General features: G+C 60.6%; 14 protein-coding genes. 6 read left to right on the top strand and 8 right to left on the bottom strand.

Going from position 1 to position 17,752, the window contains the following annotated elements:
• Positions 1 to 58: 58 nt before the first annotated feature.
• Complete coding sequence (locus tag P9250_RS04390) at positions 59 to 1,267, bottom strand: ABC transporter substrate-binding protein (protein WP_250493982.1); 1,209 nt, start codon at positions 1,265 to 1,267, stop codon at positions 59 to 61.
• A 179-nt stretch (positions 1,268 to 1,446) separates the two neighbouring features.
• Here P9250_RS04390 and P9250_RS04385 point away from each other — a divergent pair, with 179 nt between their 5' ends.
• The 3 genes from P9250_RS04385 (at position 1,447) to P9250_RS04375 (ending at position 5,192) form a co-directional block, all read left to right on the top strand.
• Positions 1,447 to 2,322 (top strand): FCD domain-containing protein, encoded by an 876-nt coding sequence (locus P9250_RS04385; RefSeq protein WP_310391318.1) that lies wholly within the window; start codon positions 1,447 to 1,449, stop codon positions 2,320 to 2,322.
• 157 nt (positions 2,323 to 2,479) lie between these two features.
• On the top strand, positions 2,480 to 4,057 hold the full coding sequence (locus P9250_RS04380) for a sensor domain-containing diguanylate cyclase (RefSeq protein ID WP_310391316.1): 1,578 nt from the start codon (positions 2,480 to 2,482) through the stop codon (positions 4,055 to 4,057).
• Between the two features lie 124 nt (positions 4,058 to 4,181).
• Positions 4,182 to 5,192: an FUSC family protein gene (locus tag P9250_RS04375; RefSeq protein WP_310391314.1), complete on the top strand. Its 1,011-nt coding sequence runs from the start codon at positions 4,182 to 4,184 to the stop codon at positions 5,190 to 5,192.
• Here P9250_RS04375 and P9250_RS04370 read toward each other — a convergent pair.
• From P9250_RS04370 to P9250_RS04350, 5 genes are all read right to left on the bottom strand, one after another.
• Positions 5,189 to 6,334, bottom strand: a complete 1,146-nt coding sequence (locus P9250_RS04370) for a DSD1 family PLP-dependent enzyme (RefSeq protein WP_310391312.1) — start codon at positions 6,332 to 6,334, stop codon at positions 5,189 to 5,191. The genes P9250_RS04375 and P9250_RS04370 overlap by 4 nt on opposite strands.
• A 176-nt stretch (positions 6,335 to 6,510) precedes the next feature.
• The gene (locus tag P9250_RS04365; RefSeq protein ID WP_250510517.1) at positions 6,511 to 7,800 is read right to left on the bottom strand and encodes an MFS transporter; all 1,290 of its coding nucleotides are present in this window, start codon (positions 7,798 to 7,800) and stop codon (positions 6,511 to 6,513) included.
• 284 nt (positions 7,801 to 8,084) lie between these two features.
• Positions 8,085 to 11,123, bottom strand: a complete 3,039-nt coding sequence (locus tag P9250_RS04360; RefSeq protein ID WP_310391310.1) for an FAD-binding and (Fe-S)-binding domain-containing protein — start codon at positions 11,121 to 11,123, stop codon at positions 8,085 to 8,087.
• 76 nt (positions 11,124 to 11,199) lie between these two features.
• Positions 11,200 to 11,964 (bottom strand): 2-keto-4-pentenoate hydratase, encoded by a 765-nt coding sequence (locus P9250_RS04355; protein WP_310391308.1) that lies wholly within the window; start codon positions 11,962 to 11,964, stop codon positions 11,200 to 11,202.
• Positions 11,961 to 13,181 carry an aminotransferase class V-fold PLP-dependent enzyme gene (locus P9250_RS04350; protein ID WP_310391306.1) on the bottom strand — a complete coding sequence of 407 codons (1,221 nt, stop codon included), beginning with the start codon at positions 13,179 to 13,181 and terminating at the stop codon, positions 11,961 to 11,963. The genes P9250_RS04355 and P9250_RS04350 overlap by 4 nt, the downstream gene beginning before the upstream one ends.
• Positions 13,182 to 13,344: 163 nt before the next feature.
• Here P9250_RS04350 and P9250_RS04345 point away from each other — a divergent pair, with 163 nt between their 5' ends.
• The 3 genes from P9250_RS04345 (at position 13,345) to P9250_RS04335 (ending at position 15,611) form a co-directional block, all read left to right on the top strand.
• Positions 13,345 to 14,091: a GntR family transcriptional regulator gene (locus tag P9250_RS04345; RefSeq protein ID WP_250493976.1), complete on the top strand. Its 747-nt coding sequence runs from the start codon at positions 13,345 to 13,347 to the stop codon at positions 14,089 to 14,091.
• A 119-nt stretch (positions 14,092 to 14,210) separates the two neighbouring features.
• Complete coding sequence (locus P9250_RS04340) at positions 14,211 to 14,579, top strand: hypothetical protein (RefSeq protein ID WP_244831256.1); 369 nt, start codon at positions 14,211 to 14,213, stop codon at positions 14,577 to 14,579.
• A gap of 108 nt (positions 14,580 to 14,687) precedes the next feature.
• Positions 14,688 to 15,611 (top strand): AlkA N-terminal domain-containing protein, encoded by a 924-nt coding sequence (locus P9250_RS04335; protein ID WP_309847619.1) that lies wholly within the window; start codon positions 14,688 to 14,690, stop codon positions 15,609 to 15,611.
• Positions 15,612 to 15,831: 220 nt separating this feature from the next.
• Here P9250_RS04335 and P9250_RS04330 read toward each other — a convergent pair whose 3' ends face one another.
• Both P9250_RS04330 and P9250_RS04325 read right to left on the bottom strand, forming a co-directional pair.
• Entirely contained in the window at positions 15,832 to 16,215 is a 384-nt protein-coding gene (locus tag P9250_RS04330; RefSeq protein WP_250493974.1) for a response regulator transcription factor, read from the bottom strand.
• Between the two features lie 37 nt (positions 16,216 to 16,252).
• Positions 16,253 to 17,716 carry a winged helix-turn-helix domain-containing protein gene (locus P9250_RS04325; RefSeq protein WP_310391302.1) on the bottom strand — a complete coding sequence of 488 codons (1,464 nt, stop codon included), beginning with the start codon at positions 17,714 to 17,716 and terminating at the stop codon, positions 16,253 to 16,255.
• Between the last annotated feature and the right edge of the window lie 36 nt (positions 17,717 to 17,752).

The raw sequence follows: 17,752 nt of genomic DNA, 5'->3' as shown, positions 1-17,752 counted from the left end.
GAGAAACGGCGCGAACGCGCTTCAAGCGCATTCGCTTCCAGCTTGTGCCTAAGCATTGTCAAGCCATCTTGCATTGCGTCTTGTCGAGCGGAAGGAACGATTGTCCTGAACTGACGATATCGGCGTAGTCGTCCTTGTCTTTCATCTTGCTCTTGGGCTTACCCTTGAGCAAATAATAATTCTTGAGCACCTGATGGTCGCCTGCGCGGATTTCCTCAGGGCCCGTCAGACCTGAATACTTCATTCCTTCCAGCGTCGCGATGACTTTCTTGGGGTCTGCCGTACCTGCCTTGACGATGCCGTCCAGCAAAATCTTGGTACAGATATACGATCCCGCAAGACTGTAGTTCGGATTCGCCTTGAAGGCCGCATTGGCGCGCTTGACGAGATCCTGATTGAGCGGGGAATCAATTGCGTGCCAGTACTGCGCGCCGAAATACACCCCTTCGCAGATGTCCGGACCGAGCGCTTCGAACTGCTCCAGACCGGACGCCCAGGCCATGAGAATCGTGCAGTTGTTCTTCATGCCGAAGCTCACGGCTTGTCGCAACGTATCCGACGACTGTGAGCCAAAGTTCAGAATAAGCAGGACGTCCGGCTTGGCCGCGACAGCGTTGGTCAGATATCCGCTGAATTCTTTTTCGTTTAGCGAGTGATAGCTGTTGCCCACATGCTCGATGCCCTTTTCCTTGAAGATGGCTTTAGCAGCGGATAAAAGACCATCGCCAAAGACGTATTGCGGCGTGATGGTGTACCAACGCTTGGCCTTGGGGAACGTCTGAATGAGCGGTCGAACCGTCTGCTCTATCGCGCCGAAGGTCGGCACCGACCACCGAAACGTCGCGCTATTGCAGTCTTTCCCCGTGAGCTCGTCGGCGCCCGCCGTAGTGATGAAAACGCCGCCGGCCTTCTCCACTTCCTTACCCATTGCAAGCGCTTCGGACGAAAGAATGCCGCCTGCAAAATAGCGCGCGTTTTTCTGTTGGGCTATTTCCTGAACGCGACGCACCGCGGTCGCGGGCTTGCCTTCGGTATCGAGCGTGGTATATGCGAGCGGCTGACCGAGCACCTTGCCATACTGTTCGATCGCGAGCTTCATGCCGAGATCGGCGTATTTGCCGTTTGCCGCAAAGGGTCCGGACATCGGCACCGGGCAGGCAAACTGAATCGGCGAACCTTGAGCGAGCGCGCTGCGCGACATGAGCGCCTCAAACGATCCGGGAACGGCCGACAGCGCGGCCAGCTTCAACATATTTCGGCGATTCAAAATTGACGCTCCTTGAGAAGAAGACCTGCGCGGCCACCTTGCGTTTTTTTCGTGGTACGTTCATGCGTCGGTTTAGCTTCATCCTATTTATCATGATAAATAGAACGAATCCGATGCTAGGTACAATAAATTCGGGTGTCAATAAGGCAATATTCCGGGGTGTGTAAAGGAGCATCGATATGGTGATGGACCGTGCTAAGCGCGCCAGCGCGGCGGCCGGAGTCGACCCGACTCAACAGGAAGTCTCAAGGCAGCCGCTTGCCAAGCCCATCAAGCAGCCCAAGCGCGCAGACCTCGTCGCTGAGGAAATCAAACGGCTCATTACGGAAAAAGATCTCAAGCCGGGCGACAAGCTGCCGCGCGAAGTCGAGTTGCAGCAGTTGTTTTCCGTTAGCAAGAGCACGATTCGCGAAGCGCTCAAGTCTCTGGAAGTGCAAGGGCTTATCAAGGTCACGACCGGTCCTTCGGGCGGCGGCACCATCGTTGAAGTGCCGCTAGATAGAACCCTTCAGCTCTTGCAAAATTATTTGTTCTTCAAGGACGTAAGCATCGACGACATCTATACGGTGCGTCAGTTACTCGAACCCGAACTTGCTGCAGGGGCAGTGCCGCATTTGACGGAAGAGGATTTGGCCGCGCTCGAAGAAAATATATCGAGTTGCGACGAACCCGCTTGCGCGCACGAGAGCCGGGATATTGTCAGGCAACGTCAGGAAGACGTGAATTTCCACGACATTCTCGCTGCGGCCAATCCCAATCCGTTCTTGCGGTTTAGCTGCGAGCTGATCAACGAGATGATCCGGCAACTGATCGAATTTCGAAACGATACACCGCAAGCGGAGCACGAACGTTTCGGCCGTGCAAACGTCAAGATTCACAAGGCCATCACCGAAGCAGCACGTGCGCGCGACGCTGAAAAAGTACGCGAACTGATGGTGATACACATGACGGAAGCGCCGCGCTACGTCAAACGCATGAAGGGCAAAATTCGCGGCAGGCTCATACTCGATTCAGAGATTCGCAAGCGCGTCATTAAGCGCGGCGGTAAAGCTTAAGCGAATTTCTTCTTCCGATTACAATCCTGTTGACGAGCGCGCCGCTCTCCAAGCGCGCATTTGAACCCTGTTTTTGTGGGGTTTTCGAAAGTTTCACGCTTGCAGCGTCGTGCTAATGGCGTCGCCTGAGCGAAGCGTGTCTCACGCGGAGAGATGAATGTCCCCGAGATTCGACGTCGTGCGCAAAACGGGCCGTGTGGTCCGGCGTCGGCTAGTCCGACGCAATAGCACCGCCACGATGCGCGTGGCAGATGCCTTCTCGCGCTTTCCCTTGCTTGCCGGCCTAATCGGCACGGCTATCGCTATTTCCATGGCGGTGCTTTCCTTTGCCGCGCTTTGGCAAGGCCGTGCGCAGGCGTTGCAGAACGCACATGAGGCGTCCGCCAATGTTGTTGCGACGCTCACTGCCGATATTTCACGCAATATCGAATCCATCGATCTTTCGTTGCGCACCATCGTAAGTGGAATGGAAAATCCGGCCGTGATGGCCTTGTCCGACGACTTGCGCAAGCTCGTCCTATTCGATGGCGCAACCGCAACGAATTACATAGGCGGCGCATTCGTGATGGACGGGCAAGGACGTATCGTAGTCGAGCGCGATGCATCCGTTCCTAACGAATTGCGCTTTAAAGACCGCGACTATTTCACGGCGCACGCAGCAAGAGCCGACGTCGGGCTCTATATTTCAAAGCCGTATCAATCGCGCTTGCGCAACGGCGCATATTCGCTCGCGCTAAGCCGCCGCATTAACGCACCGGATGGCTCGTTTGCGGGCGTGGCGGTGATCGCGCTCAATATCGACTATCTCAAGGCATTACTCTCGCGCGTCAATGTCGGCCGAGCGGGCTCCGTTTTCATCGTGCAGCCAGACGGCCTGATGCTTGCCCGCAAGCCTCCCTTGCCCGCTGGCGCCTCCAGCACCGTGGTTCGCTCGCCTACCTTTTCGTCGATGACGGATCAACTCAACGGCTCTTATATTTCGACTTCGCCCCTGGACGGCGTGCGCCGCATCTATACCTTTGCGCATGTGCCGGGCACGCAACTCATCGCAGCGGTCGCGCCTGCGGAAGATGATGTACTTCAAGGCTGGCGCGAACGCAGCACGATGATCGGCGGCCTGACTCTCATGTTCGGCGCTGGCTTCATCGTTCTGTCGTGGCTGCTTGCAATCTCGCTGCGTTCGCGCGCCATCGCTCAGGAAAAGTTGCAAAGGCTCGCAGGGACCGATTCACTCACCGGTCTCGCTAACCGGCGTGCGTTGGATCGCCGTCTCGACGAGGAATGGCGACGTGCGCGGCGGGCGGATCAGCCGCTTTCCGCATTGTTCGTCGATGTCGACCACTTCAAGCTCTACAACGACACCTACGGTCATGCGATGGGCGACGATGCGCTCGTCGCCGTGGCCGATTGCATACAGCATTCAGTCAAGCGACCGGGCGATATCGTCGCGCGCTACGGCGGTGAGGAATTCGTGATCGTGCTGCCTTCAGCAGCGGAGGAAGGCGCGGTGACCTTTGCTGAACGTCTGCGGATGATGGTCGAAGCGCTCGAGATTCCGAACAGCGGTTCGCCGAGAGGCTTCCTTACCGTGAGCATTGGCTGCGCGACGGCCCATCCGCGCCATAGCGATGACGCGCTCAAGTTGCTGAACAACGCGGATGCGGCGCTCTACCGTGCGAAGCGCGCAGGCCGGAACCGGGCTGTCCACGAAAATAGCGCAGCGAGCGGCGGCTGACGCGCTCGAATCCTCTCTCGAGATCAATCGACCAGTCGCGCTCCATTGGCATAATGCATACAAAATATCGTCGTCCAGGGACCGCATGAACGCGTTGACCTTCATCCGTCGCGGACCTCGCGGCATGTTCAGCGTCCCCGAGGGGCGCCGGCTTGCACGTACGCTCCTGGGCTGCGCGATTAGTTACGGCGCCGCAAAACTTATCGCGCTTCCCGAAGGTTATTGGGCGCTCATCACCACGCTCGTCGTGGTCACTCAGCCCAGCCTCACGCAGGCGCTGGGAGCCGCGCGCGATCAGATCGTCGGCGCTTGCATCGGCGCGGTGGCGGGGGTAATTGGGCTCATCGCCATCGAGCATGGCGCCGCGCCGCTTGCCGTATTCGCCATCGAACTCGTGCCGCTCGCCGCGCTTGCTGCGGCGCGGCCCGCGTTGCGGCTTGCATGCATCACGCTTGTCATTGTCGTGCTGATTCCGACAGGCGGCGGGCCCTTGTTTCAGCGGCCGCTGCATCGCGTGCTGGAGATTCTCATCGGCGCGGCGTCCGCGTTCATCGTCGCGGCTATCTTGCCGAACCGCTCGCTTACGACCGCGCATCGCTGCGTGGCCGACACGCTGAAGTGTCTTGGCCAGTTAGTCGCCTTGCATCTCTCCGACGACGCAGACGACCATGAAGCCCGAGCGGCGCAGCTCGAAAAGAAGAGCGCTCAGGCGCAGCAAGCGCTCGACGATGCCCTCGAGGAAGCGGAGCGCGAGCACATCATCGTGCCCCTGCAAAGCCGCCGCGCGGATGCCATCGACAAGGCCGCGCCCTTTCTGCGGCGATTGCACAGCGACACCCTCTTTCTTGCCAAGGCAGTCTCGCGTGACCCGCAAGCGGCACGAAGCGATCATCTGCAAGAAAGCGCTGCGGCGCTGCAGACCCTCTTCGACAAGCTCGCGCAAGTGCTCGGCAACGTGCATCGGGATGACGCCGAACTCGACCACGTGCGTGCAACGTTGGAATCGCTGAAGGACGCGTGCATGAGAAGCGAAGGCTCGCACGATGTCGCGCAGTTCGTCATCAAGCTGATCGTGTCGGATGTCGATGCGTTGATCTCGGCCATCTATCCCGCCGCGCCGTCCGCGCCGGCTTAGCGCGAAAGACCGCGGGCATCCACCGGCCACAGGTCGACGACGCGATCACCGCGATAGCACACGTATTGATCGTAGAGGTTCACGGTGGGATCGCAATGGCCGGGCGGCAGAAGCAGACGCGCGCCGATAGCATCGCTTATGTTCACAGTCGTGCCGGCTTCCAGCATGCCGTGCTCGTCGTTGGCCGATGTGTATGCCAAAGCGGGTGCATCGTCCGATGCATGCAACCAACGCACGCTGCGCGGTAAGCCGGAATCGACCGCCAGCCCCTTCAGGCCGACATCGCAGACAGCCATGCCGGGCCGCGTCGCGCTCATGATGGTCGACAAAATGAATAACGCATGCCGCCAGCGAAGTGCGCCGTCCCAAGCGAGGCGCCCATAATCCCCGTCGATGAAGAGGTAGGAACCGGGCTGCACTTCGGTATAGACACCGCTGGCCGCGTCGAATTCGACTGTACCGGTGCCTCCGCCGGTCACGATGCCGCATGCGATTCCGCGCGCTTCGATGGCATGAACATAGGCTGCCGTGCGCTCGGCGGCGCGCTGCGCTTCTTCCTTGCGGGCGCTCCACTGCACAATGTGCTGAGCGCCGCCGTGGTATGCCTGAATGCCAGTGAAGCACAGCGCGGCTTGCGCATGAATCGCGTCGACGAGCGCGAGAAGGGCATCTTCATTGGTGACGCCGCACCGATGCTGGCCTGCATCGACGTCCGGCAGCACGTCGATCTCGACGCCCGCGCGTGCGGCGGCATCGCCGAGCGCTGCGACTTGCGGCAACGCGTCGACGCAAACGGAAAGCCGTACATGCGCGGCGAGTTCCACTGCCATCGCCAGTTTGTCGGCGCCCACGAATTCGTTGCTGATATGAATGCTTCGAACGCCCGCCGCCGCGAAGGGATAAGCCTCGGAGAGCTTCTGGCAGCATACGCCAACGGCACCCGCCTCGATCTGCTTGCGGGCAATGACGCTCGATTTATGCGCCTTCGCATGCGGTCGGAGCGCGACACCCTTCTGTTTTGCAAACGCCGCCATGGCGGCGAGATTGACGTCGAAAGCATCCAGGTCGAGAAGCAACGACGGCGTGGCAACGGCGTCGAGCGTATCGCCCGGACGGGCAGCGGGAGGAGGAGCGAACGTCATGCGGTGATCGGCCGGATTGGTAGACAAAATGCATGATAGCGCCCGACGGTGCTTTGCATATTGCATGCAAGCAGTACACACCCGCCTTCTGCCGCTTCGAAACACGCAAACGCGAAACCCGGCCACCGTGAATGCGCACGGCACCAGGTTTCACTTACAAGGTCGGCCCGGCGCGCTCAAACGTACTTTCGCGCCGGTGTTGTGCCCGGCTTCTCCTCGTCGACTTCGAGCGCTCGGTCCGGACGCATCGTGAACGAGAGGATGATGCCCGCCGCCATCAGAATCATCGACACGGTGAAAGGCAGATTCCAGTTGCCGGTGCGGTCGATCAGCCAGCCGCCCACCACCGGACTGATGATCGCCGCGAGCGCCGAACCTGAATTCATAATGCCGGATGCCGTTCCCGAGTGCTTCGGAGCGATGTCCATTGGCACGGACCACATTGGACCGATCGTCATCTCATTGAAGAAGAAGCCGGCCGAGAGGCAGACCGCGGCAAGCGTGATCGAGATGTCGGACACGAGCATGATCGGCGCAAGCGAAAGAAGCGTGAGCAGCATGCAGACGCCGACCATCACGTTACGAGCCATGCGCACGTTGCCGCTCTTGCGAAGGATACGGTCCGTGAGAGAGCCGCCGAGCCAGTCGCCCAGCACGCCCGCGAAGAACACGCCTGACGCGAATAGCGCCGACTTGCCGAGTTGCATGTGATAGCTGTGCAGGAAGTATTGCGGAATCCAGCCAAGGAAGAGCCAGAGCACCCATCCATAGCAAAAGTAGACGGCGGTCACGGGTGCCATGCGGCCGAGCAAAATGCGCCACGGCACCGGCGAGCGCTGTTTCACGCCGGAATAGCTCGAAAGCGTCGCACACTCCCCTTCGGTGATACGCGGATGATCGCGCGGATTATCGCGGAAGTAGAAGACCCACACGAGCGCCCAGATGAAGCTGATGATCCCCGTGATGATGAACGCGCCACGCCAGCTGGTCGCGACCATGAGCCACACGATCAATGGCGGCGCGACTGCATTACCAATGCGTGATGCTGCATGCGTAATACCTTGTGCAAACCCGCGCTGATCGGCCGGCATCCAGTTGGACATGGCACGCGTTGCGGTGGGAAAGGTCGCGCCTTCGCCGAGGCCGAGCAGCACGCGCGCGACGATCAGCGAAAGAAAGCCGCCGGACAAGCCGGTGAGCACTGTCGCTCCCGCCCAGATGATCGCGCAGAGCGTGAGCGTGCGGCGCGGACCGAAGCGGTCGCCCACCCATCCGCCGATGATCTGAAACACGAGATACGGATAGGCGAATGCCGAAAACACGAAGCCTACCTGCGTGTGCGACAAGCCCAGTTCGGCGCCGAACTGGCTTGCCGCGGTGCTTACATTGACACGGTCGATATAGGTGATGAAATACATCGCGCAAAGCAGCAACAGCACGCGTGTGGTGGCTCGACGGAACATCATCGTCTCCTTGAGTAGTGGCGAGCGTGTCCGAGGCGTGTGGCGCGATGCCAGATGCCCGTGAACGTGGCCTGCAAATCTGATCTCGGTACGTCTATGAACTGCTTCGATCGATGGCGAACGGATACGCCATGAGCGTGTTATTCCGTGCGGTCATGGAACCGTCGGATGCGTGGCTTGCGCGGCGTTGTCATTGCGTGTCTCCTTTCGCGGGTCGTCGATGGCCCGTTGTCATGTTGTCGATGGTTCTACTCATAAGCACGTCGTTTTTGCGGGCTCAGGCGACCTCATGCAAGCGCATTGGCAAGCACCCGCGCCACGTGCAACGCTTCGGTCTGTGCACCATCCGCAATCTGATGACGGCAGCTCGTGCCATCCGCGACGATCACGGCATCGCGTGCATCTCTTGCCTTGCGTACCGCCGGCAGCAGCGACAGTTCCGCCATCGCCTGCGAAGCTTCGTAATGCTCCGCTTCGTAACCGAAGCTGCCCGCCATGCCGCAGCATGACGATTCGATCGTCTTCACTTCGAGACCGGGAATCCACTTGAGCACGGTTTCGACCGGACGCACGGCATCGAATGCCTTTTGATGGCAATGGCCATGCAGCAACGCGCGACTGTGATCTAGCGGCTTGAGGTCGATATCGAGTCGTCCCGCAACGCGCTCGCGAACCAAAAATTCCTCGAAGAGAAAGGATGCCTCCGCGAGCTTGCGCGCGGCATCGCCGTAGCCGTAGCCGAGGAACTCGTCGCGCAGCGACAGAAGACACGAAGGCTCGAGGCCGACAATTGCCACGCCGCGTTCGACATATGGCAGAAGCGTATCGAGCGTGCGCCGTGCTTCAGTCTTGGCTTCGTCGACGAGCCCGGCGGAAAGAAACGTCCGTCCGCAACATAACGGCCGTTCTCCCGCTTTCGTATTGAGATGAACCGTGTAGCCCGCCGCCTCGAGCACGCGCTGTGCGGCACGCGCATTGGCCGGCTCCATGTAGTTGTTGAAGGTATCGACGAAGAGCAGGACCTCCTTAGTTGCATTTGCAACTATTTTCGTCGACGCATCCGACAGAAAGGCCTTTTCAAAACGGGGAAATGCGCGTTGCGGCGCCAGGCCGAGTTTCGTCTTTAGCCAGCGCGCCAAGACCGGCATACGCGCTTCGATAGCGCCGCTCATGAACGGCCAGCGGCTCGCATAGGGCGCATAACGCGGCAGATAAGCGACAAGACGTTCACGCACGCTCACACCGTGACGTGCGGTGCGCGCAGCACGCGCTTCGATCTTGATGCGCGCCATATCAACGCCTGTCGGACAATCGCGTTTGCAGCCCTTGCACGACACGCACAGATCGAGCACGTCCTTCACGTCCTGACTCGCAAGACCCTCTTCACCCAATTGTCCCGAGAGCGCGAGACGCAAAGTGTTGGCACGTCCACGCGTGACATGTTGCTCGTCTTTCGTAATGCGATAGCTCGGGCACATGGTTCCCGCATCGAACTTGCGGCAATGGCCATTGTTATTGCACATCTCGACTGCCTTGGCCAGTCCGTTCGAAAGATCATTGCCAGAGCCCGGCGCACCCTCCAGGCCTGTCAACGGATCACGCGTCACGTTCCAAGCCGACCAGTCGAGTTGCGGCTCGAATGCACGTTCACGATACGACGGCGGAAAGCGGAAATTCACCGTATCGTCCATTTTCGGGGGCGCCACGATTCGGTCCGGGCTCAGGCGATTGTCCGGATCGAAGAGCTGCTTGATCTCGCGAAACGCCTCGTTGATGCGCGGCCCATATTGCCACGCAACCCATTCACCACGGCATAGTCCATCGCCGTGCTCGCCCGAGAATGCGCCTTTGTATTCGCGCACCATCGCAGCGGCTTCTTCGGCGATAGCTCGCATCTTTGATCCGCCATCGCGACGCATATCGAGGATCGGACGCACATGCAACGTGCCGACGCTCGCGTGGGCATACCAAGTGCCTTCGGTGCCATGCTTTCTGAAGACATCGGTAAGACGGCTCGTGTATTGCGCCAGATATTCGAGCGGCACCGCGCAGTCTTCGATAAAGGACACGGGCTTGCCATCGCCCTTCATGCTCATCATGATGTTGAGGCCGGCCTTACGCACTTCCCACAGCGCTTTCTGCGGGCCGGCGTCGGGCATCTGCACGACCGAATCGGGCAGGCCGAGATCGCTCATCAGATCGACAAGGCTTGCAAGTTTCGTCACTTGTTCAGCGCGATCGGCGCCCGCGAACTCGACCAGCAAGACTGCTTCTGGCTCACCCACCAGCGCCTTTTCGATGACAGGGCGAAACGCCTGATTCGACATTGCTAGATCGATCATGGTGCGATCGACCAGTTCCACGGCAACAGGTCCGAGCTTGACGATGTGTTGCGTCATCTCCATTGCATCGTAGAAGCTCGGAAAGTTCACCACGCCAAGCGTCTTGTGTTCGGGCAAAGGCGCGAGCTTCAACGTAAGTTGCCGGCTAAAGGCAAGCGTGCCTTCCGATCCCACCAGCAGGTTCGCCAGATTCGGCTCGCCGTCTTCGCTGAAGGGCAACGGGCTTTGGCAATCGAACAGATCGAGGTTATAACCAGCCACGCGGCGCAGAACCTTGGGTATGCGTTCACGCATCTCATCGCGTTCGCGCAATGCAACGTCGCGCACGCTTTCTACGAGCTCACGCATGCGGGCATCGAGCTTCATTGCCGAGAGCTTACCGAAGCTGCCCTCGTATCCGTCAGCAAGAATCGCGTCGATGGCGAGCACGTTATGCACCATGATGCCGTATGCCATGGAGCGCGAACCGCACGAGTTATTGCCCGCCATGCCACCGATCGTGCATTGCGCGCTCGTCGAGACATCGACAGGAAACCACAAGCCATGCGGCTTGAGCCATGCATTCAGGTGATCGAGCACGACGCCCGGCTCGACTGTCACCGTTCGAGCGTCCTTGTCGAAGTGCACGATGTTGTTGAGCCACTTGCTCGTGTCGATGACGAGCGCCTCGCCTATCGTCTGACCGCACTGACTCGTCCCGGCGCCGCGCGCGAGCACGCTTGCCTTTGCCTCGCGCGCGATCTCCAAAGCAAGCCGCAAGTCTTCCTGATCCCTCGGCACGACCACACCTTGCGGCATGATCTGATAGATCGACGCGTCGGTTGCATAGCGTCCGCGCGACGCGCGATCGAACAGCACATCACCCTTCAGCTCGCGTTGCAGACGCATCTGCAAAGGGGTCGGCGCCGCTGCGCGACCGGCGCGCGCGGACGCTGGCATCAGATGGATCGGCTTGACGAGTCGGTCTGTGGGGGTATTGAGCATCGTCGCTATCGGTTAGTGCGGGAGGCCTGCTTGGGCTTTTGCATGCTGAATGCTTTATGCCGGCACACCGCATGCATTATTCGAAATGCAATTCGACGGTAGGCAGGCCGTCGATCGAGCCCACGGCGTGGCCCGCCCCATCCGGGAAGGCAAGTCCGGTGTAAGAGCCCGCCGTGATCACCGTGCCCGCGGCGAACGCGATGCCATGCGAGACCGCGTGATTGACCGTCCACGCAAGCAGACGACGCGGATCGCCCGCCGGGTTCGCCGGTGGGCCTTCGAACAGCGGCTTGCCGTCGAATTCGAAGCTCATCGCCGGGGCGACGAACGGGAACGCTTCGTCGTAAGGCACGCCCGCGCCGACGAGTAGCGCGCCGTGATTCTGCAGATCCGCGAGTTGCCACGGCTTCTCGACGTCGGGCCACGCAGCGAAGCGACTCGCCACCACTTCGATCGCCGCATGCACGGAACCGATCGCGCCGATGATGTCGGTATCGCTATACGGTCCGCTGCCTGCCTCGAATGCGCGATTGAATACAAAAGCCACTTCGAGTTCGAGCCCTGCTCGTCCGAAAGCCGACATCGATAGCCGCGCGCCCGAGGCATGCACGCCATCGGCCGGGAGCAACGCCGCCTGGATCGGACCATCGGGCGTCTTCGCGCCGACCTTCCACCCGCCGACGCTCGCGCCGAGTGCATGCAAAGTCGCCTTTTGCGCGGCGTAGGCTTCTTCCGCGTTCGATGGCCGCGCGTCTTCCGGCAATGCTTCGAGCTTCGCGCGATGCGCACGCGCTTCCACGAAGAGCCGCGCGAGCGCGTCGGCGTCGAAGGCCGCGCTCATGCCGCCTCCTTGAGTTCGGGTTTCGCGACGTGGCTCGTCAGATAGTCCATCGCCGCGGCCACGCCGCTCCCTTCGAGTTTGATGCCCGCGAGCTTCAGTCCCATCTCGCAGCCGGTGAGCGCGGCCATCAACGTGAGATCGTTGCAATCGCCCAGATGCCCGATGCGGAACATGCGGCCCTTCACCTTGCCGAGACCCGTGCCCAGCGACATATCGAAGTGCTCGTAGATGAGCTTGCGTACCGCATCCGCATCGACACCTTCGGGCGTCATCACACCGGTCAGCACCGGCGAATACACGGACGAATCCGCGCACTGGATGTCGAGCCCCCACGCGGTGACTGCCGCGCGACAGGCGGCCGCGAGCCGCTGATGGCGCGCGAACACGTTGTCGAGCCCTTCGCCGAGAATCATGTCGAGCGCTTCGGACAGGCCGTACAGCAAGTTGGTGTTCGGCGTGTAGGGCCAGTAGCCCTGCTTGTTCATTTCGATGATCTCTTTCCAGTCCCAGAAAGCACGCGGCAGCTTAGCCTCTTTCGATGCCTCGATCGCCTTCTGCGACACCGCGTTGAAGCTGATTCCCGGCGGCAGCATCAAGCCCTTCTGCGAGCCGGACACGGTCACGTCCACGCCCCATTCGTCATGACGATAGTCGGCGGATGCGAGACCGGAGATCGTGTCGACCATCAGAAGCGCCGGGTGGCCAGCCGCGTCGATGGCGCGCCGCACCGCTGCGATGTCCGAGGTCACGCCCGTGGACGTCTCGTTGTGAACGACGCATACCGCCTTGATCGTGTGCTGCTTGTCTTCGGCAAGGCGCGCTTCGATCATGTCGGCCTGCACGCCGCGGCGCCAGCCCTCAATGCCGGGCAAGCCCAGGAACTCCGGCTTCAGTCCGAGGTTGACCGCCATCTTTTGCCATAGGGTCGCGAAGTGGCCGGTTTCGTACATGAGGACCGTGTCGCCAGGGCTGAGCGTATTGGCGAGCGCCGCTTCCCATGCACCGGTGCCGGAAGCCGGATAAATCACCACCGGCTGGCTCGTCTTGAAGATTTTCTTGATGCCATCGAGCACCTTCAGGCCGAGTGCACCGAACTCCGGCCCGCGATGGTCGATGGTCGGATAACTCATCGCACGCAAAATGCGATCGGGCACCGGGCTGGGTCCCGGAATCTGCAGGAAGTGACGGCCAGCGGGGTGGTAATCGAGCTTCAGCATGGATGCGCATCCTCTTAAATTGAATTTTGCATGCAAAATACTGTAGCGCAGCGATGCGGCCGCGGAAAGGTTTAAATAGGCCAAATGGCCTAGGGATAACCCGCTGGAGGTTTTTTCCGGCGAGCTAGGGTTAAAATTGCCGCAAACGAATTCGAGGTATTGAATGCAAAATCGCGACTTGCCCGACGCCAGTCTTTCGCCGCTCCTACAGAAGGTCGAGCGCATGCGTTTGCACGACACGGTGGTGGATCACTTGCGTGAATTCATCGTGGAAGGCCTGCTTGCGCCGGGCGTGAAGCTAAACGAGCGCAAGCTTTGCGAGACGCTCGGCATTTCGCGCACGCCCTTGCGTGAAGCGCTGAAGGTGCTGGCTGCGGAAGGGTTGATCGAGATAGCGCCGAACAGGGGTGCATCGGTCTCGCAGATGAGCGAACTCGAAATCCGCGAGATGTTCGAACTGATGAGCGGACTGGAGGCGTTCTCCGGCGAACTGGCTTGCGAGCGAATCACGCCGCAGGAGATCGCGGACATCAAGGCGCTTCACGCGGTCATGCTGGAATGCCGCGCGCGCAATGATTTGTCGGGCTATTACAGCCGGAATCAGGCTATTCACGACAAGATCAATGAAGCCGCGCGCAACACGGCGCTACGGCAAACCTACGTGTCGATCAACCGGCGCTTGCAGGCCATGCGCTTTCGATCGAACTTCCAGACGCCCAAGTGGGATAGCGCGATACGAGAGCATGAAGAGATGATCGAAGCGCTGGAAACGCGCGATGGCAGGCGCATGTCGACCATTCTTCGTCATCACCTGCTCGGCAAACGCGATGCCGTTCTCGCCGAACGCACGCTGACCACGGTGAAGGCGCCGGTTGCCAGGAAGCGGACGCACACCGGCGACGCTGGCTGAAAACGCCATACTCAAGCGCATCGAACGCTGCGTTCCCCCGCGCACAGTTCGTTCGGCCGAATCCTCGCAAGCTTCGCTACGATTCGCGCCAATGGCCGAAGAGCCTGACATCGGGGGACATGTTGAACACAATAAGAGGTACATGCCTGGCGCTTGGGGCGGCGCTCGTCGTTGGCGGCTTCACGCTCTATTACGACGATCAGGACGTGAGCGTCGCGCAAGCCGATACGGACCGCGCAACGGTCGATTGCCTCACGCAGCAGCTTACGCATGATGAGAAGGTCAGCATTGCCCGCCTGACCGTCGATCACGATAACGCGAACATGCGTCGCGTCTACACCGATGTTCTGTCGCGCTGCGTACTACGCGCCGATCAGTGGGACCGGCGCTCGCAACTCGTCGCGAGCGCGCGTCAAACTCTCGCCTACGATACCGAGTTCCGGCGCATGCTCAGCGAAAGCACGATGCGCATTGCACAGCGACCCTGACATCGCCTTCTCGAAGCACGACGTTGGTCGAACGACATAGGCCGCCAGGCGATGGAGTAACATCGGCAGCCATTGCGCGGCAATCGCATGCATCATTCGGCATTCAGAATGCAATCCACATCTCACGGCAATTCGACGACGATCGAGTTGCCCTTCAAGCGGCCCTTCGACTGGACTCGCCTGCTCGCCTTCATAGGCGGCCGGGCGGCGGCGGGCGTCGAGTCGGTGGAAGGCGGCGTTTATCGACGCGCGATCGAATGGCATGGCGATGAAGGCACCGTCGAAGTCAGGCCGCATGAGCGCAAACATCGCCTTGTCGTGACCGTCGACGGCAATGCGCAGCGGCATGCCGATGAACTTGCCGAACCGCTCGCTCGTATGTTTGATCTGCATGCCGATCCCCGCCGGATTGCAAGCGTGTTGTCACGCGACCCGTTGTTGGCGCCGCTACTCGATGCCTCGCCGGGGCTACGCGTGCCGGGCGCATGGTCCGGGTTCGAGTTGGTGGTCAGAACCATCGTGGGCCAGCAAGTGAGCGTGAAAGGCGCTTCGACGATCATGGGACGAATCGTGCAGCGCGCGGGACGAATGATCGATGGGCATTCGCACGAGGCCACTGCCTGGCGGTTCCCGACGCCCGCCGAGCTTGCCGCCGCGGACCTGGATAAGATCGGCATGCCCACGAAACGTGTCGAAGCCGTGCAGCGGTTTGCGAATGCGGTGTCAACAGGCGCGTTGCCACTCGACGAACCGGACGCTGATGCCGAGGCGTTGAAGCGCGATCTGCTGGCGCTGCCGGGTATCGGTCCGTGGACAGTCGGTTATGTCGCGATGCGCGCCCTGCGCGATCCAGACGCATGGCCCGATGCCGATCTCGTGTTGATGCAGGCCATCGCGCGGCGCAATCCGGCCCTGCTCAAGCCCGCGCAGCAACGAGCGCATATCGAGCGTTGGCGGCCTTGGCGCGCATATGCCGCAGTACATCTGTGGAATGGAGTGGCGATGGAGACTGGGGCAGCGCGAGGCGGGTAGATTGAATACCAGACGAATGTATGCGGTCGACTGCATGCAATGCCACCGGCCAAACGAAGCTCCAGGGAACCTGAATTTCGCCAAGCCACCAGACGCCATCAGGTTTGAACAAGATCGCATTCGGTCGATTGAATACCACGCAAAGGCATACGGTCGACTGCATGCAAAAGTCGCGTGCGAGCCAGATTTCAAGAAACTGATCCGCCTTCGACCGAAAGGCTTAAGCCCCTGCCGCACCCCTTCTTCCCGCAGCAATCGCAAGCTCGATCGAAACCAGCAACCCCTCTTCATCGAAAGGCTTGCGCAGAAAACCCACCGCGCCACGCTGCATGGCTCGCTGAACCGTATCGTCGTCACCGTGCGCGGACATGAACACCACCGGAATGTCCCGATGCTCGGCGTTCAATCGACGTTGCACATCGAGCCCCTGCATCCCTCGCATTTTGATATCGAGCAGAACGCACATGGCATCGTCGACGGCCGACGATGCAAGGAACTCCTCGCCCGACGAGAACATTGCGGTCGCGTAGCCAACGGCCTTGAGCAAATTGCCGACGCCGCGTCTTACCGAGGCGTCGTCATCGACGATGCAGACAAAGCTCATGTATGCCAATGCTCCCGTGGCTCGCGTCGCGGCAGATTCATCGGGAAGCGGCCGATACCAACACGAGCCTGCCGCCGCGCGCCGCAGCACCTAGCGTTCGCATGCGCGGCTCAGTGCGTGCAGACATCAAGACGCCAGCATCGTCGGACTCGCCCGACTTGCGCAACGCATAGTCGCGCGTCGTCTCCAGCAGGAAATAGTCACGAGTCGTGCTGTCGAACGAAGTCATCAGAAGACACTTCGAGGCGAGGCCGACGATCGCCTCCATGACCTCGTTTCGCGATAACCATTCGCACGCGGCGACTGTGCAAGCCTCATCCAGCGAAAAGCGGTCGGGGAATACGGCGAGGCGTCGCAGCACTACGCGTTCGGCCGCGCCGAGCAGTTTGTAGCTCCAGTCGAGCGAAGCGGCCAAGGTCCGCTGCCGAGGCGGCGCAGTCCTGCGCCCGCCCGTCAGCGAATGGAACCGATCATCGAGTTCCGCGGCCAGCCTGCGTATGCCGAACACAGCCGCCCGCGCTGCGGCGAGTTCGAGTGCCAACGGAATGCCGTCGAGCCGGCGGCAGATCGTCGCGAGCATGTCGAGACTGCCGCGGTCCCGTTCGACCGACACATTTAGCGCGCTCATCTGCGCGAGAAACATCCGCACCGAGGCGCTGGCGAGAATCGCTTGCGAGGTGGACTCGACATCGGGCATGTCGAGCGGCGCGACCCGGTAGCACTTTTCGTCGTGCGTGCGCAGTGGCTCACGGCTCGTCGCCAAAATTCGCAGCGCCGCGCATGCTTCCACGAGTTGTTGGGCGAGCGACGCGGCTGCCTCGATTACATGCTCGCAGTTGTCCAGCAACAGCAGTATCTTGCGGCTCTGAAGAACTGTGATGAGCGCTTTGATCGAACCATCGCTCATGGAACGGTCGATGCCAAGTGCTTCGGCGATGGCATACGCGACCATGCGCGCATCGTTCACGGCCGCGAGCGAGACGAAGCACGCATCGATCTGTGCGTTAGCCGCAATCGAACGCGCCGCCGCGATGCCAAGCTGCGTCTTGCCAATACCGCCCGAGCCCAGCAACGTGACGAGATGCGCTTCCTGCAACGCACCGACGATCTCCGCAAGCGCGCTCTCGCGTCCGATCAAAACCGCGCGACCATGCGGCAGGGCATCGAGATGCATCGCTTTCGGATCAATTGAATCGGCAGGCGCAGACACGTCGACCGCATTCGCCAGCCGATAACCTCGACCGGACACGGTATGGATAGCCTGACCGTCAGCGCCGAGGACACGCCTGAGCGTCGAAAGCTGCACATGGATGTTGTTCTCGCCGACCACCGATTTCGGCCACACGTGGCGCAGAATCTCATCCTTCGTGACCGTTTTGCCATTTGCGCGAATCAGCAATTCGAGGATGTCGAACGCGCGCGAACCGACCTCGAGCAGTCGCCCATCCAGACGCGCCTCGCGCATTTCCAGCGACACTACGATTCGACCGATCTTGATCATGCCGCACTCACGCCTGGTTGATTAACGGAACCGCCA

This window comes from Caballeronia sp. LP006 (assembly GCF_031450995.1).
GTDB lineage: Bacteria > Pseudomonadota > Gammaproteobacteria > Burkholderiales > Burkholderiaceae > Caballeronia.
This window is presented reverse-complemented; position numbering and strand designations above follow the sequence as displayed.